Annotated in this window: 16 protein-coding genes; 5 read left to right on the forward strand and 11 right to left on the reverse strand. The window is 55.3% G+C overall.

What is annotated here, in order from left to right:
* Positions 1-3: 3 nt before the first annotated feature.
* Together WG929_RS00645 and WG929_RS00650 are read right to left on the reverse strand one after the other, a co-directional pair.
* Positions 4-1566: a FecR family protein gene (locus tag WG929_RS00645; protein WP_416204447.1), complete on the reverse strand. Its 1563-nt coding sequence runs from the start codon at positions 1564-1566 to the stop codon at positions 4-6.
* Between the two features lie 12 nt (positions 1567-1578).
* Positions 1579-2973, reverse strand: coding sequence for a hypothetical protein (locus tag WG929_RS00650; protein ID WP_416204448.1), 1395 nt, complete (start codon positions 2971-2973; stop codon positions 1579-1581).
* Positions 2974-3254: 281 nt separating this feature from the next.
* Between WG929_RS00650 and ccoM the strand changes: the two genes are divergently transcribed.
* The gene (gene ccoM, locus WG929_RS00655) at positions 3255-3374 is read left to right on the forward strand and encodes a cytochrome c oxidase subunit CcoM (RefSeq protein WP_369857116.1); all 120 of its coding nucleotides are present in this window, start codon (positions 3255-3257) and stop codon (positions 3372-3374) included.
* A gap of 120 nt (positions 3375-3494) precedes the next feature.
* On the opposite strand, the gene WG929_RS00660 is transcribed toward ccoM, so the two are convergent.
* The 8 genes from WG929_RS00660 to WG929_RS00695 are packed head-to-tail and all read right to left on the reverse strand — an operon-like array spanning position 3495 to position 11001.
* Positions 3495-4265 (reverse strand): septal ring lytic transglycosylase RlpA family protein, encoded by a 771-nt coding sequence (locus WG929_RS00660; protein ID WP_416204449.1) that lies wholly within the window; start codon positions 4263-4265, stop codon positions 3495-3497.
* Entirely contained in the window at positions 4262-5239 is a 978-nt protein-coding gene (gene mltB / locus WG929_RS00665; protein ID WP_416204450.1) for a lytic murein transglycosylase B, read from the reverse strand. Before mltB ends, WG929_RS00660 begins: the two co-directional genes overlap by 4 nt.
* Positions 5240-5260: 21 nt before the next feature.
* On the reverse strand, positions 5261-6403 hold the full coding sequence (gene rodA / locus WG929_RS00670) for a rod shape-determining protein RodA (RefSeq protein ID WP_416204451.1): 1143 nt from the start codon (positions 6401-6403) through the stop codon (positions 5261-5263).
* Positions 6400-8256 carry a penicillin-binding protein 2 gene (mrdA, locus tag WG929_RS00675; RefSeq protein ID WP_416204452.1) on the reverse strand — a complete coding sequence of 619 codons (1857 nt, stop codon included), beginning with the start codon at positions 8254-8256 and terminating at the stop codon, positions 6400-6402. The genes rodA and mrdA overlap by 4 nt, the downstream gene beginning before the upstream one ends.
* Positions 8257-8263: 7 nt before the next feature.
* Complete coding sequence (gene rlmH / locus WG929_RS00680) at positions 8264-8731, reverse strand: 23S rRNA (pseudouridine(1915)-N(3))-methyltransferase RlmH (protein ID WP_416204453.1); 468 nt, start codon at positions 8729-8731, stop codon at positions 8264-8266.
* Positions 8728-9084: a ribosome silencing factor gene (rsfS, locus tag WG929_RS00685; RefSeq protein WP_416204454.1), complete on the reverse strand. Its 357-nt coding sequence runs from the start codon at positions 9082-9084 to the stop codon at positions 8728-8730. The genes rlmH and rsfS overlap by 4 nt, the downstream gene beginning before the upstream one ends.
* A gap of 7 nt (positions 9085-9091) precedes the next feature.
* Entirely contained in the window at positions 9092-9745 is a 654-nt protein-coding gene (nadD, locus tag WG929_RS00690; protein ID WP_416204455.1) for a nicotinate-nucleotide adenylyltransferase, read from the reverse strand.
* Positions 9745-11001, reverse strand: a complete 1257-nt coding sequence (locus tag WG929_RS00695; RefSeq protein WP_416204456.1) for a glutamate-5-semialdehyde dehydrogenase — start codon at positions 10999-11001, stop codon at positions 9745-9747. The genes nadD and WG929_RS00695 overlap by 1 nt, the downstream gene beginning before the upstream one ends.
* Positions 11002-11197: 196 nt before the next feature.
* Here WG929_RS00695 and WG929_RS00700 point away from each other — a divergent pair, with 196 nt between their 5' ends.
* Positions 11198-12136, forward strand: coding sequence for a nucleotidyl cyclase domain-containing protein (locus WG929_RS00700; RefSeq protein ID WP_416204457.1), 939 nt, complete (start codon positions 11198-11200; stop codon positions 12134-12136).
* Positions 12120-13100 carry a GGDEF domain-containing protein gene (locus tag WG929_RS00705; RefSeq protein WP_416204458.1) on the forward strand — a complete coding sequence of 327 codons (981 nt, stop codon included), beginning with the start codon at positions 12120-12122 and terminating at the stop codon, positions 13098-13100. The genes WG929_RS00700 and WG929_RS00705 overlap by 17 nt, the downstream gene beginning before the upstream one ends.
* A 15-nt stretch (positions 13101-13115) precedes the next feature.
* Here WG929_RS00705 and WG929_RS00710 read toward each other — a convergent pair whose 3' ends face one another.
* Positions 13116-13373 carry a hypothetical protein gene (locus WG929_RS00710; RefSeq protein WP_416204459.1) on the reverse strand — a complete coding sequence of 86 codons (258 nt, stop codon included), beginning with the start codon at positions 13371-13373 and terminating at the stop codon, positions 13116-13118.
* 193 nt (positions 13374-13566) lie between these two features.
* Here WG929_RS00710 and WG929_RS00715 point away from each other — a divergent pair, with 193 nt between their 5' ends.
* A complete protein-coding gene (locus tag WG929_RS00715; protein WP_416204460.1) occupies positions 13567-14589 on the forward strand; it encodes a DUF3549 family protein in 1023 nt (340 codons plus the stop codon).
* Entirely contained in the window at positions 14586-15077 is a 492-nt protein-coding gene (locus tag WG929_RS00720) for a YchJ family protein (RefSeq protein ID WP_416204461.1), read from the forward strand. Before WG929_RS00715 ends, WG929_RS00720 begins: the two co-directional genes overlap by 4 nt.
* Positions 15078-15101 lie beyond the last annotated feature (24 nt).

Below are 15101 nucleotides of genomic sequence, written 5' to 3' on the forward strand. Positions count from 1 at the left end.
TGTTCAGTTAGGACTGGCGTGTTGCCACAATACCGCGCCGGTGGCGCTGTTGCTGCTGTTGTCGATCAGTTCAAATCCACCGAGGAAGGCATCAGCCTGTTCGCCGACCAGAATGCCACCCAGCTCACTGGTGCCGGTGTTGATGCCGATATCGCCGTGTTGGCCATTCATGATATCCAGGTTAACCAGTGGTGAATTATTACCATCAATCTGAATGCTGCCATCGAAGCTGATGGCCCAGAGATCGGCGCCGGTATCACCAAATCCGGCAGATAATGAGCCGTTGGAAACGCGGCCAGTGTTGAAGTCGAGATCAAACTGCCCCCCGGAAACACTCAGCGGCTGTCCCAGATTATTAAAGCCGATACCCAGGTTGCCAGCAAAATGCACACTGCCAGACAGAGAACTCAACTGGGAAGACAGTGTCGGGGTACCGTGTAGCCAGAGCGCCATGCCGTCATAGCCGCTATGTTCATCAGAATCGCGATCGGAGTAGACCTCAATATCGCTATCACTACCGTCCCAGACACCCCAAATGACATCCAAATTGTTGTCTGGCTGGTCGACCTTTGAGCTGATGCCGGAAAAGCGTACGACATCGAGTTGACCTGCTTCATTGACGGCAACAAATAACGGTTGTTCACCGTCCAGTTGCACTACGGTGCCGACCCGCAGCTCGCCGTTCATGGCGACAGCACCAAGACGGTGACTGGACAAAAATGCCTGATATTCGGTATTGGTCAGGCGGCTGTCCGGGCTGCTGTCGTCAATCGGCGGAGTGTCCGGGTTGGCGTCGGGATCTGTCTCACTATTTACTGACGCTTTCAGAATTGCTTGAAGGCGGGCGCTGTCCTGTTGATCAAGCGGCGGTGGCACGTCGCTGTTGGCGATGTTGGCGTCTGCGGAAGTATTGTGCTGATTGCTGTTGGGTGTGCTTTGCGGTTGTTCGACCGTGTTGTCCTGAAGTTCGGCCGGTGCTTCCAGCAGGCCGGTAAAGCCATCGGCATCCACGCTGGCGTAGTGGAAATCTGCGTCATGACCGAGCACAAAATCACCAGCGTCGGTAGTGATGCTAATGGTGCCTTGCCAGACGCCAAGCAGCAGTCGGCCCTTGTCCAGCAAGGCGCTGTAAAGTGTGCCTCGAATGCCGATGCTGCCAACCGGGGTATCGACCCGGTAGGCGGCTGCGGTGCCCTTGCCAAGGCTACCGGTCAGTGTCCGGAATCCCCCTTCAATCAGCTGCATGACCACTTCCGGTTGATCGTGGCGGGTAGCCTGTTGCTGGTACTGATGTACAACCAGGCTGCTGTTGGCATTCAGTGCCAGCAGGGCATCGTCGTTAAAACGTATCTGCACTTTGCTGTTGTTGCCGGTGGTGACGGTATCCTGCATATAAACCGGGCTGCGGCGCTTGAGGACACGGACATCTTGCTGCAGCTGGAGGGCTGTAACCTCGCCCCGTGCCATGATCACGGTACCGACGTTGTCGTCGGCATAAGCCATTGTCGTCAATAGTCCGAACAAGGTGACCATGGTGCCAAAAAAGATACGCATCCTGATTGTCATAAAACCTCCGCTTCAATTCTGGAAGCTGACCGTCAGGCCAGCCTCAAACAGTGCCCTGTCATACTGATAGACGCTGATGGAACTGGCGTTGCGCAAATAACTGAACTGGTTGTGCAGCGTCAGCCAGTGCAAGAGCTGGTATTGCCAGCCAATGCTGGCCTGACCCAGGTGCTCCTGGCGATCTTTGCCTGGTGCGAGCAAATCGTTGCCATGCTGGTAATCGTACTGCCGATAGAGACCCTGAAGATGCAGTGCCAAACGTGAATTCAACTGGTAAGACAGCCGTGCATCGGCACCTGCGGTATCCCGTGCCAGTTCAGCCTGGTCATCCAGATCGCTCGACCAGCTGACGCCCGCCATGCTGCTCCAGAGTCCCTGCTGGTATGCCAGTGCTGTCCGGCTGCCGATTTGCAGGGTATCGGCTTCATCATTGAGCTGACTGTCTTTGCTGCTGACATGGAGTTCGAGCTGAGGCTGCCAGTGTTGCCAGCCATTCCAGCGCCATTCTGTCGTCAGTTGCAGCATGGATTGCAGGCTGTCGTGGCCAAGCCAGTAGTATTCATAGTCGAGGCTGGCATTCAGCTGGTGTTGTCCCAGCAGCTGCTGGGCACCCGCCCGGAATTGAACGGCATCAAGGTCGTAGGTGTCATTGCCGTTATTGTCTTTGCGAGCGAAGGAGACACTACTGTAGACCCGCCGCTTGCTGGTGAGCGGCAAACTCATCTGGGCGGCGGCAGAGTAGCGAAAATAACCTGAATGTATGGCGCGCTGTTCTTCGCTCAGAATCGCGCTCAACTGGCCATCAAACAGGTCGATTTCCCGTTCACTGGTGGCGGTGTTGATATTGGTGTCGTAACCGGCTGCTGTTGCCAGTGCCACCGACCAGGAGCGTCGGCTACGGGATTGTTGCTGACTGATTTGTTGCAAGTAGTTACGGGATGCGGTGGCGATGGCTGGCAGCGGATCCGCTGCCAACACCGTCTGAAAACCACTTTCCGCAGCCAGCATCTGCCCCATGGCATATTGGCAGCGCGCCAGCTCGAAGTGGTAGTTGAGATTTTGTGGAAAACGGCTATGTAGCCGGTCAAATACAAACCAGGCCTCGTTGAGGTTGTGGGTTTCCAGTGCGGCGCTGCCGTACATCAAATCGAAAGCTTCCTCACCTTCGTACGTTGCCAGCAGTGTATGGGCGATTTGATAGGCGGAACTGAAATCTCCCGCGCGGATGGACGTTATCAAAGTTTCTAGGGTGGCTGCTTCGGTAACCGCTGCCGGCGCGGATGGTGCCGCGTCACTGACACTGGCGGCGCGACAGGGATTCAGCTGCAACGGTGCCAGTGCGGCCAGTAGCAAGATGGGGATTCGGCTGTATGAGTCCCTGCGGTACGGATCAATATGATGATGCATGGGCATTCCTTACCAAAGCGGCGGCGAATGTACTCCCGGGCGATCAGCGTCCGGTGATCCTTATACAGCTCTGACAAAATTATACAGTCTCATTCTGCAGCGCAATAAGCAGGCCACCAAATGGCTCACAATTCCCGATTTTGATACATATCAAGCGTAGCAGCGGTTAGGGCAATGACAGAAAAATCCACTTGATATGGGTCAATCTGGCCCCGGCACAGGCTGTTACATTGAGCTCAACAAGGCAAACGCATGATCGACAGTGAGTGAGGTATCCCACTATGTTTATGGATGAAGTCGTTTTTTCAGGATTGGTAATTGTGGGCCTGACCTGCGTATTTTTTGCAGGTGTTTACCTGGCCATTCGTAAAGACATTAAAAAACACGGTACGGGTGAATAAGTACCGGTTGTAACAATTTTCTGCGCTGAGTACCCTTGCCTCGGGCCTGACCAATTTGGTCATGGCCCTTTTTTTTGTGCGCATTAATTCCTCAGCGGGAAGGGGACTGGTGGCAGCCTGTTAGTTAAGCTGGTGCGCTCCGAGTACGACCGGGTTGTTGATATGCAATTTATCCAGCCGGGCGAGCAAGTCCTGCAGCGGCTTTCCTTCCGGCACCGGGCCAATACGTACTTTGTGCAGGGGCTTGCCATTCAGCTTGCCCTGGTAGACCTCGACCGGCCAGGTCAGCGGCTTCAGGGCGTCACGTAACGCTTGCTGCTGCTTGTTGGCGCTTGGCTGGTCGGACAGGGCAGACACCTGTACCCAGCGTACTTTATCTGGCAGAGGCGGCTTGAGCAGCTCGATCGTGACCGGGGCCGTACCGGAGATATCCAGACCAATCTTGTGAGCGGCGACGTACGACAGATCGATTATACGATCCTTGTAAAACGGTCCGCGATCGTTGACCCGCACGACAACACTTTTACCATTATCTTGCCGGGTCACTTTTACATAACTGGGCAACGGTAAGGTTTTATGCGCAGCGGTGAACTGATAGACATCGTAAATCTCGCCGTTGGCGGTGGCGTGGCCATGAAATTTCATGCCATACCAGGATGCCGTGCCGGCCTCGCGGAAAGTACGGGGCTGCTCCAGCACCTGGTAGCGTTTACCCAGCACCTTGTAGGTGGGGCCATTCCCCATCACGCTGAGTGCTTCAGACGTTGGAGTTGGCTCCTTGAGGGTGGACAAATCGGGTGGCACCGGAGGACTGAAGTCTTCCCTGTGCTGATAACGCGAGCTGCAGGCGCTGAGCAGCAGCGCCATGATCAGCCATAAACCGGTCTTCACTGTTTCAGCGCCTCACTCAACTGGTAGACAGCCATGGCATAGAGGCGGCTGTGGTTGTAACGGGTAATAACATAGTAGTTGTATTGTGCCAGCCAGAATTCCGCGCCCTGTTTGCCGATCAGTTTGACCAGGCTGGCGGGGGCATCAGCTGATGCTGGCTCAGTCGCCGACACGCCCATGGCGGCCAGTTGCGCTACCGTCCACTTGGGTTTCAGGCTGTCATTTACGACCGTCTCGTATTGTTGACCACTGACCCGTACGCGCTGTACAACGGGCTCACCAGTTCGCCAACCGTGGACACGGAAGTAGTTGGCCACGCTGTTAATTGCATCTGTCGGGCTCGACCACAAATCACGTTTGCCATCGCCATCGCCGTCGACGGCATAGGCCAGGAAGCTGGTCGGAATAAACTGGCCGTAGCCCATGGCCCCAGCGTAAGAACCTTTGACCGTACCGGGGTCGAGCTGTTCTGCTTTGGCAAGGGAGAAAAAGGCTTTTAATTCACGCCAGAAAATAGGCCGTTGGGGATAATCAAACGCCAGTGTTGCCAGTGAATCCAGTACCCGGTAGTTGCCCTGGCGGCTGCCGTAGAAGGTTTCAACGCCGATGATGGCGCTGATGATTTCCTTCGGAACACCGTATTTTTGCTCTGCCGCAGCCAACAGCCCGGCATGCTGTTGCATAAAGGACTTGCCACCTTCAATCCGCTTTGGGGTCAGGAATATGTCCTGATAGCCATCCCATTCGAGGGTTTTTTCCGCTGGTCGGGCGATTGCTTCCAGCACGGAATCGAGTTTTTTTGACTCCGCCAGCCAGCGTTTGGTTTCTGCCGGGGGGATGTGATATTCCTTTTCCAGCTCGGCGGCAAACTCATTGAAGCGTGCATGCTGATCGTAGCTGGCATGTACCAAGGCTGAGCCTCCGAGGCTGACAACCAGGCAGGTCTGTGCCAGTTGACGTGTGAGTCTGGTCATACTAATTCCCTGTTGTGTAGATTAACGTTTTTGATGTGTCGCCATTGACATGATCAGGCCGAAGGCGGCCATCAGGCTGACCACCGACGTACCACCGTAGCTGACCAGTGGCAATGGGACACCAACCACTGGCAAAATTCCGCTGACCATACCGATATTCACGAACACATAGATAAAAAAGGTAACAGACAAACTGCCAGCCAACAGTCGGCCGAACAAGGTTTCACAGCGGCTACTGAGTACCAGGCAGCGAAATATAATCAGAAAGTACAGCAGCAGCAGCAGTAAAACGCCAATCAGTCCCAGTTCTTCTGCCAAGACGGCAATAATAAAGTCGGTATGGCTCTCGGGCAGAAATTCCAGCTGTGACTGGGTGCCCTGCATAAAGCCTTTACCTTCAATGCCGCCAGAGCCAATGGCGGTTTTTGACTGGATGATGTTCCAGCCCGAACCCAGCGGGTCGCTTTCTGGATTGAGGAAGGTCAGTACCCGCTGTTTCTGATAAGCGTGCATCACAAAAAACCACATCAAGGGTGCACAGGCGGAGACCAGAGCGATCAGAGACCCAATCAGCCGCCAGGACATGCCAGCAAAAAACAATACCAACAAACCGGACGCGGAAATCAGCAGGGATGTGCCCAGGTCCGGTTGTTTGAGAATCAGTATGGTGGGCACAACAATAATCACGCTGGCCTTGAGCAAGTCGGTGATATGCGGTGGAACCGGACGTCTGGCCATATACCAGGCGACGGTCAATGGCAGTATCAGTTTGACCAGCTCGGAAGGCTGGAAGCGCGGCAGGCCGGGCAACGCCAGCCAGCGCTGTGCCCCCTTGGCGTCTACCCCGGCAATCAGGACGCCGAGCAGTGCTGCAAGGGCAACAAGATAGGCCCAGGGGGCAATCAGCTGATAAAAACGTGGCGGCAGTTGTGCAGCCAGAATCATGCCGAGCGAACCAATACCCATGTGAATGGCCTGGCGTGTCAGCATATGCAGATCTTTACCACTGCCGGTGTAGAGAATCAGCAAGCCGGTCAGGCAAAGAACCAGCAGCAGTACCAGCAGCAGCAGATCCAGGTGCATACGGGTGAACAGGGCACGGCTGCGATCAAATCCTGGATGTGCGCCGCTGCCGAGTGTGCGGGTAAAGTCAGAACTGCTCATTCGCCAGTGCTTCCGCTGAGATAAAGATTGATCACCGATTGGGCAATGGGGGCTGCTGTACGCCCGGCTGATTCACCATTTTCGACCACTACGGCAATGGCAATCTGGGGATCTTCGACCGGAGCAAAGGCAATAAACAGGGCATGGTCACGCAGACGCTCACGCAGCGCATCGGAGTTGTATTCTTCATCCTGTTTGATACCAACGACCTGGGCGGTGCCGGTTTTGCCGGCTATTGAGAATTCCAGATGCTTTTGCAGTACCCGAGCAGTGCCATGAGGACTGCTGATCACCTTGCGCATGGCTGCAAACATCCGATCCCAGTTGTCTTCATTATTCAGTTTTATGTCCTCGACCCCGCTTGCATCAATGGCTTCGTACTGGCCGCTATGAGCTGCCAGCAACCGTGGTGCCATCCATTTGCCTCGGTTGGCCATCACCGCAGTAGCGGTTGCCAGTTGCAATGGCGTGACCTGGATATAGCCCTGGCCAATCCCCAGGTTGACGGTGTCTCCGGCATACCAGCTGGCCTTGTGATGGCGCTGTTTCCATTCGCGTCCTGGCAACAAGCCGGAGAAGGCATTATCCACATCAATGGCCAGATTCTGGCCAAAACCGAATTGCGCCAGAAATGGCTCCAATCGATCGATTCCCGCCCGTACCGCGGCATCATAAAAATAGACATCGCAGGATTCAACAATGGCTCGTTCGAGGTTGACTTCACCATGACCCTGACGCTTCCAGTCCCGATATTCCCGATCGCTGTTTTCCAGGGTGAAGCTGCCGGTGTCAAAAATAGTACGGCTCCAGCTGGTTACACCCATATCAGCAACACCCAGGCCAATGAAGGGTTTCAGGGTGGACGCGGGGGGGTAACGACCACGAATGGCGCGGTCAAACAGGGGCAGGTCCGGGTTGTCACGCAAGGCGTTGTAGTCGGTATGGGAAATGCCGGTGACAAACAGGTTGGGATCGAAGCCGGGATTGCTGTAAAGGCTGAGAATGCCGCCGGTTTTTACTTCAATGGCAACGAGGGCACCACGACGACCGGCCAGTTGGTGTTGCGCCAGCCGTTGCAAACGACTGTCGAGGTGTAATGTCAGATCTTCTCCAGGAACCGGATCCGATTGTTCCAGCACTCGCAGAATGCGGCCTCGGGCGTTGGTTTCGACTTTCTGATAGCCGGGCTCGCCGTGTAAGTCGCTTTCGTAATGTTTTTCGATACCCTGCTTGCCAATGTACTGGGTGGCGCTATAACGGCGTTTGGTCTCACTGTCGGTGTCCAGCTGGTTTTGTTCGCGCTGGTTGATACGGCCGACATAACCGAGTACATGGGCAAAGGTTTCACCCTGGGGGTAGTGGCGCACCAGCTGGGCTTCCACATCGACGCCGGGCAGGTAAACCCGGTTGACCATGACTTTGGCAATCTCGACTTCAGTGAGCTGGTGGCGCAAAACGACCGGTTCGTAGGGGCGGCGGCGCAGTTCCAGACGCTTGTCGAGCTGTTCCCGGTCGCGCTCCGAGATACCGATCATGTCGTTAATAAAACTCAGCGTGGCATCCATGTCGCGGACGCGTTCAGGCACTAGCGTAAGGCTGTAAGATGGCACATTTTCTGCCAGCAGTTCACCATTACGATCATAAATCAGCCCACGTTTTGGGGGCAGTGGTTGGATCTTGATGCGGTTGTTTTCTGATAGATTCTGGTATTTTTCGTACAGGGTAATTTGCAAATAAGCCATACGCCAGACGAGCACTCCCAGCAAGGCAAAAATAATTAGGCCCAGAATCATGGCGCGAGAGCGAAACAGCTTTACTTCAGCTGATTTGTCCCGGAAGGAGTGCTCCCACATGCAGGCCTCATTTGTGGTAAGGATGACCCTGCAACAGGGTCCAGGCTCGATAGATCTGTTCTGCCACTACCACACGTACCAGCGGATGGGGCAAGGTCAGACTGGACAACGACCAGCGCTGTTTCGCCTGCGTCAGCAAGGGGGGGGCGATGCCATCCGGGCCACCAATGACCAAAGCAACATCGTGGCCATCCATACGCCACTGTCCCATCTGGCTGGCAAGCTGTTCGGTTGACCAGGGTTTACCAAGGACATCCAGTGCGACCAGATGTTCCTGCGGCCGAATCGCTTTCAGCAGGGCATCAGCTTCTTGCTGCATGGCTTTTTCTTTACTGCTGCTTTTGCTGCGATAACCCGGACTGATTTCGACCAGTTCAAGCGCGCAATCGGCAGGCAGTCGCTTGGCGTATTCCTGATAGCCTTCGGTAACCCAGGAGGGCATTTTCTGGCCAACAGCAAGCAGCCGGATTTTCATTCCGCCGAATTTTCCTGGCTGGTGCTGTCCGCCGGCTCACCCCAGAGCCGCTCCAGATCGTAAAAATGGCGCGCCTGATCGGTCATGACGTGGACGACCACATCGAACAAGTCGATCAGTACCCAGTCGGCAACCGCGCGGCCTTCAGTACCATTGGGTCGCAGGCCGGCATCCTTGGCTTTTTCTTCAACATGACCGGCAACGGCAGTGACGTGGCGGTTTGACGTCCCCGTGGCAATGATCATCCAGTCGGTCACTGAAGTACGACCGCGTACATCCAGAATAATGATGTCTCTGGCTTTCATATCGTCCAGGGAATCGACGACCAGATTTTTGATTTGCTCAGTTTGCATTCGCTACTTATCGGTAAAGTTGGTGTTGAGTGAGATAGTCCAGCACAGGGTCTGGAGTAAGGAACCGGATATTCTCGCCTTCGGCGATACTCTGGCGCAAGCCTGACGCTGAAATATCCAGCCCCGGCCAGGTTTGCTGACAAATGCGGCCGGCCGGACTTACCAGGAGTTCATCCAGCGAGGCCTGTCGTGCCAGCCATTGTTGTTGTTGCCAGGGGGCGACGGGTTGCCGTTCCCCCGGACGACTGATTACCATCAGGTTGGCCAAATCGAGAATGTCGTCACAGCGATGCCAGCGGTCAAAACTGAGCCAGGCATCGGTACCCATCGCCCAGCTGAAGGTGACTTCCGGGTACAAAGTGCGTAGCAGCTCCAGGGTGACAGCACTGTAGCTGCATTCAGGACGTTGCAGTTCAATGTCACTGACATCCACGCCGTCAAGATCACGGGTAGCCAGGGTCAGCATGGTCAGACGTTGACTGGATGACGCCCGTGGCGACGGCCGGTGTGGCGGAATGCGGTTAGGCATCAACAACACACGGTCAAAGCCGGCATCACGCAGCTGCAGGGCAATACGCAGGTGGCCGATGTGAACCGGGTCAAACGTACCACCCAGGATTGCCCAGGGAGCAGCCCGACAGGCTGCCGCTGCTAACGTCATTATGTACGTACTTCGCCGTTACCAAATACCACGTATTTTTGTGAGGTCAGACCGTCCAGGCCGACTGGACCACGGGCATGAATTTTATCGGTAGAGATGCCAATTTCAGCCCCCAAGCCGTACTCAAAGCCGTCGGCAAAACGGGTTGAGGCATTGATCATCACGGAGCTGGAATCGACTTCCGTGAGGAATTGGCGCGCCAAGGTGTAGTTTTCGGTCACGATGCTGTCGGTATGGTGTGAGCCGTGGCGATTGATATGCTCAATGGCGTCATCGATCGAAGCAACGATCTTGATGGACAGAATCGGTGCCAGGTACTCGGTGTCCCAGTCGGCTGCTGTAGCCGCATGAATACTATTAAGAATATCGCGGGTCTGGTCACAACCGCGTAATTCGACACCCAGTGCTGCAAAGGCTTCGCCCAGTTCCGGTAGCCATTCATTCGCCACCTGCTGGTGTACCAGCAGGGTTTCCATGGTATTGCAGGTGCCGTAGCGGTGAGTCTTGGCATTCACGGCAATGTTCAGGGCCTTGGTCTTGTCGGCAAAGCGATCCAGATAAACATGGCAGATACCATCCAGATGCTTGATGACCGGCACGCGGGCTTCCTTGCTGACGCGCTCAATCAGTCCCTTGCCCCCGCGAGGCACAATCACATCGACGAATTCGGGCATGGTGATCAGTTTGCCAACGGCTGCACGATCCGTGGTTTCAACCACCTGGACGGCGGTTTCGGGCAGGCCGGCAGCCGCCAGTCCAGTGCGTATGCAGGCTGCCAGCATCTGGTTACTGGCGATCGATTCTGATCCACCGCGCAAAATAGTGGCATTGCCAGATTTCAGACACAGGCTGGCGGCTTCAATGGTCACATTCGGGCGGCTTTCATAAATAATGCCAATAACCCCCAGAGGTACGCGCATTTTGCCGACCTGGATGCCGCTGGGACGGTATTTCATATTGGTGATTTCACCCACCGGATCTGGCAGCGTGGCGACCTGGTGCAAGCCTTCGATCATGGTATCAATACGTGCATCCGTCAGTTCCAGACGATCCAGTAAGGCGGCATCAAGCCCCTTGGCCCGGCCGTTTTCAAGATCGGTGGCATTGGCCTGGTACAGTGCGCTACGCTGTTGGCTGATCGCATCGGCAATGGCCAGCAAGGCCTTGTTCTTGTCCTGGGTTGATGCTCTGGCAATGGCAGTGGCAGCGCTGCGTGCCTGCTCGCCCAGCGTTATCATGTATTGGTTTACATCCATCGATTACACCCGATCGGTCGGAAACAGATAAAGTCGACTAGTATACACTACCCACCTCTGGATTAACCCGGTAATTACACCCGGATGTGTGGTGCTTGAAGCAAAGCAGCCCCCAGCTGCTTTGCGGCCAGTCCGGCGAGAATCGGGGCTGACGGTGCATAAATCTGCCCGATCAACGTGATTGAGGACACCACTGATGCTTACAGGCAAGAACAATAGCTATTTTTTACGCCAGCAAGAATTGCGACTGACGGCTTTCTATTGCCTGTTGATGGCGGTCTGCCTGACGTCGTTATCGTTGCTGGACTGGATTGATCAGCGGATAGGGGAGGCGCTTGCAGCCTTGGCTCTGGGTTGTCTGCTCAGTGTCTATGCCGGTTATCTGCTGCTGCGGGATCGACCTTATCGCCGTCGTTGGCCCGAATGGTTAGTCGTGACCTTGCTGGTGCTGATGACGCTACGTGAAATGAGTACCGGACTGGATACAGTCCATATTGGGTATTGGGTGCCGTTTTATCTGATTTTTGCGTTTCGCTGGGCGCATGCCTATTGGATGTTGTTGGCGTTTTCACTGTTGTTTTTATGTCTGGCGGTATGGTCGGATATGTTGCTGCGCGCACAAATTGTGGTGACCTATCTGGTGAGTGTCGTCGTGGCGGCAGCGATCGGCTGGTTCAACGAGTCGGGTGCCGTCCGGCTGCGAGAAGAAGTCGGTGCGGATCCTCGTACCGGGGCCTATAACGAGGATCAGCTGCAAATCGATCTGGCTCGTGAGATTCCCCGTGCAGATCGGCAGACGTCACGGTTGTTGCTGGCTCTGGTGGTGTTGCCAAGTGCTTGGCGCCAGTGGGATAGTGAAAAATATGAAGACAGTATTCATCAGTTAGGGGAACAACTGCAGCAGGGGGTATTGGCATTTCACACCCTGTATCGATTGAAGTCGGACGACTTTCTGGTGTTGATGCCGCACGGCAATAGCCATGATATTGAGCTGATTGAACAGCGGATTGGCAGTGGTCTGCACGAACCGGTAGACCAGCAAGTGGAAGTAGTCGCCATTCACTATCAGCCGGACGATGATATTCACAGTCTGATGGATCGTATCAGCGAGGCCCGCCATGATTTCCATCATTGACAGTCATCGTCAAGGGCCGGTGTTGCGAGCGGGATTGTTTGGCCTAACGGCACTGTTGATGAGCGGTCTGTTGTGGGAGCAGTTTCAGTTGGGTTTGTACGACACCGTGCTGGCCAGCATCTATGTCATTCCAGTACTGGTATTGGCTGCGGTGGTGATTCTGTTTAGCCGGGATCGCAGTCACCATGACTGGTTGGTGTTGCCAGTGCTGGTGCTGGTGACAATCCCCGGACTGGTTCGGCTGGAAACCGGTGTTGCCCTGTCGCTGAATTATCTGTTGATGATGCCGTTTCTGAGCTACTTCTGTCTGCGTCGAGCGCTTGGCCATATCTATAATTTTTGCATGGTGGTGGCAATTTGGATCGCTACTCTGGCGGTGTCGGATTTGCTGGTCGCCACCCGATCTGCGCTGGTATACATCATGGTGGCGGCGTCGGTGGCCTGTTACGGGCTGTTGATCAGCCATCGTCTGCTGGTTGCGACGTCGCTGGCCCTGAAAGATGGAGAATCCGGGGCTTATAACGCCCGTCAGTTTGCGTTGATGTTGGAACGCGAGGTAGCGCGCAGTGTACGGGCCAAACGCCCGCTGTCGCTGATTGGATTCAGTATCGAGGACTTTTCCCAGCTGTGCGATCTGCATGGTAATCGCGCCGTGATCCAGTTTCTGCCGGATTTTGTTGGCTGTATTCGGGATGAGGTACGGGCCGGGGATGAAGTTTTTCGGATCCGTGAAGAATTGTTTATCTTGTTGTTGCCAGACTGTGCGGAAGACGGTGCTATCGTGTTGATGGAGCGTATCAGGCGACATCTGGAACAACGTCATTGGCCGGTGCTGGGTGAAGTCTCGTTGTTAACCGCTACCGTCGCGCTGGCAGCGGGTGAAAAGGGGCGGGACGTTGAACGGCGCCTGCTTACCCGGTTAGCGAAACAGAAGCGTGCCAGTTTGCAGGCGTCGGCATTCTGAGCCCGATTATCCTGGTCAGGGTGCCGGGAGGTTATCCTGGCGACTTTCCAGATAACGTATGGTTTTACTGGCTTCGTTAAGCTGGTAACTGAGATCGGCCGCCTGTTGTCGCAACTCTTTGCCTGCCTGCTGCTCTTGCTGGTGTTGGCTGACCAGCTCCGCCAGGCTGGTTTCGGCATCTTTTATCTGTTGTTGCCAGCGTCGACTGAGCCAGATGCCAACGCTCCCTCCGCCAATAATCAATCCGGATATCAGAGCAAATACGATCAGCATAAGTGGTCTCCTGTGGGCTGCCCGTTCGGTTGGTTGCCATCATACCTGCTTGTCGGTGACGTCGGCAGGGGGATCTCGTTGGGGTACTGGCGGGTCGCACCGTGTGGCGCTGCGGTGTCTTACCGGCAACCGGACAGGCTGCAGAATCTGCTACACTGGCGACCGTTTTTGCATTTTGTTTAGAGGGCAACGAGTGACCATCACTGATCTGGTACGCCAGCGTGGCGCCAACCTGCGTATATTTGATATGGGCCGCCGCATTCAACCGCTGGACACTGCGCTGTTTGAAGAGATTGAACAGCAGTGTCGCAGTTATCCCGTTCCTTACCTCAAACATGCCTGGCTGGCGTTGCTGAGCTGGCATCCGGAGCAGCCGGGTCAGCATGCAATCTGGTTTTTGAAGTTGCCGCTGGATGAACAAAATCTGCTGGATGCTCCGGCGCGCGATGGGTTTGTCCGTTATATTGCGCAGCGCCAGGCATCAGGTGATAGCACCACCGACAAGGGTGAAGCACCTTTCAGTTTCAAGCCGGACGGTCATCGCATGGCGTATTTTCATGCTCTGGCAGCGCGTGAGCTGGGTGCACCGGTCAGTCGTTTTTATGGCACAACCCGCGGTTATCTATCGGGAGATATCGGTTGGGAAAACTGGCAACAGCTTGGGTTGCAGGGGCTGGCTGAAGTGGTTGCCGGCTATCAACAGGATAACAATCAGGCGTTGTTGACCCGTGCACTGCCCTACTTGCCGAGGGTGCCACTCAATGTGGTGCTGGGCTTTATGGAAAATATTTCGCCGGGTCAGGCGCTGACCAGTGCGGTGAATGACCGGCTTGCCAGTGTGATCGCCGGGGAACCGGATGCCAACGACCTGGCGGCGTTTGCCCGGGCGCTGTCGCACAGTGAAAATATCGAGCAACGCCGCTTGTTGGTGCAGGCGCTACTGGCACATCCCAAATCTCGCTCGGTGGAAGTACTGGCGGCGGTATCTAGCCGTTGCTGGGCAGACCTTGAGGGTGAGCTGCTGTTGGCGTTTTTGAGCACACTGGCGGTGAATGAGCAGGGGCAAAATGCCTTTGCAGCGCTGGTTGCGGATATGATGACCCTGCCGGGGATGCGGCAGCGGATGCTGGCTGCATTTTCATCCGGCCAGCACAGTCCACAACTGGATCAGGCCATTACCCGGCTGTTAGGGATGGTAAGAGGACAAACACAATGACACCGGATTCCCCTTGCCCGTGCGGCAGTTCGCAGGGTCATGGTTCAAGCCATCGTTCATTCGACTCCGCAGTTCTTGACTATGGCCACTGCTGTCAGCCATTACATCTTGGTCAACCCGCTGCCAGTGCTGAAGCCCTGATGAGATCACGTTATTGTGCCTATGTATTGGGCCTGGAAGCCTACCTGCTGGAGAGTTGGCACCCGGAAACCCGGCCGGTTGGCCCGGTCTGTGATGCTTCAACGCGCTGGTATGGGCTGAAGATAGAAAGCAGTGAAGAGCAGGGTGAGTCTGGCACTGTCTGTTTTCGGGCAACTTTCCGGGCCCATGGCCGCTGGCAAACGTTGCATGAATGTTCACACTTCGTCAAACAGGATGACCATTGGCGTTACCACGATGGTGAAGCTGACTGGCAGCAGCTGCAGCCGGGCCGGAACGATCCCTGTCCTTGTGGTTCCGGTGAAAAATTCAAAAAATGCTGTGCCTGACGTGGCGGTTGATACCAGCAGGCC

The organism is Oceanobacter antarcticus (genome assembly GCF_044962685.1).
Lineage (GTDB): Bacteria > Pseudomonadota > Gammaproteobacteria > Pseudomonadales > Oceanobacteraceae > Oceanobacter > Oceanobacter antarcticus.

Bases quoted from the DNA above. Each gene is read 5' to 3' on its own strand.
- WG929_RS00645 (WP_416204447.1), bottom strand. From the start codon at position 1,566: ATGACAATCAGGATGCGTATCTTTTTTGGCACCATGGTCACCTTGTTC.
- WG929_RS00650 (WP_416204448.1), bottom strand. From the start codon at position 2,973: ATGCATCATCATATTGATCCGTACCGCAGGGACTCATACAGCCGAATC.
- ccoM (WP_369857116.1), top strand. From the start codon at position 3,255: ATGTTTATGGATGAAGTCGTTTTTTCAGGATTGGTAATTGTGGGCCTG.
- mltB (WP_416204450.1), bottom strand. From the start codon at position 5,239: ATGACCAGACTCACACGTCAACTGGCACAGACCTGCCTGGTTGTCAGC.
- rodA (WP_416204451.1), bottom strand. From the start codon at position 6,403: ATGAGCAGTTCTGACTTTACCCGCACACTCGGCAGCGGCGCACATCCA.
- mrdA (WP_416204452.1), bottom strand. From the start codon at position 8,256: ATGTGGGAGCACTCCTTCCGGGACAAATCAGCTGAAGTAAAGCTGTTT.
- rlmH (WP_416204453.1), bottom strand. From the start codon at position 8,731: ATGAAAATCCGGCTGCTTGCTGTTGGCCAGAAAATGCCCTCCTGGGTT.
- rsfS (WP_416204454.1), bottom strand. From the start codon at position 9,084: ATGCAAACTGAGCAAATCAAAAATCTGGTCGTCGATTCCCTGGACGAT.
- nadD (WP_416204455.1), bottom strand. From the start codon at position 9,745: ATGACGTTAGCAGCGGCAGCCTGTCGGGCTGCTCCCTGGGCAATCCTG.
- WG929_RS00695 (WP_416204456.1), bottom strand. From the start codon at position 11,001: ATGGATGTAAACCAATACATGATAACGCTGGGCGAGCAGGCACGCAGC.
- WG929_RS00700 (WP_416204457.1), top strand. From the start codon at position 11,198: ATGCTTACAGGCAAGAACAATAGCTATTTTTTACGCCAGCAAGAATTG.
- WG929_RS00705 (WP_416204458.1), top strand. From the start codon at position 12,120: ATGATTTCCATCATTGACAGTCATCGTCAAGGGCCGGTGTTGCGAGCG.
- WG929_RS00710 (WP_416204459.1), bottom strand. From the start codon at position 13,373: ATGCTGATCGTATTTGCTCTGATATCCGGATTGATTATTGGCGGAGGG.
- WG929_RS00720 (WP_416204461.1), top strand. From the start codon at position 14,586: ATGACACCGGATTCCCCTTGCCCGTGCGGCAGTTCGCAGGGTCATGGT.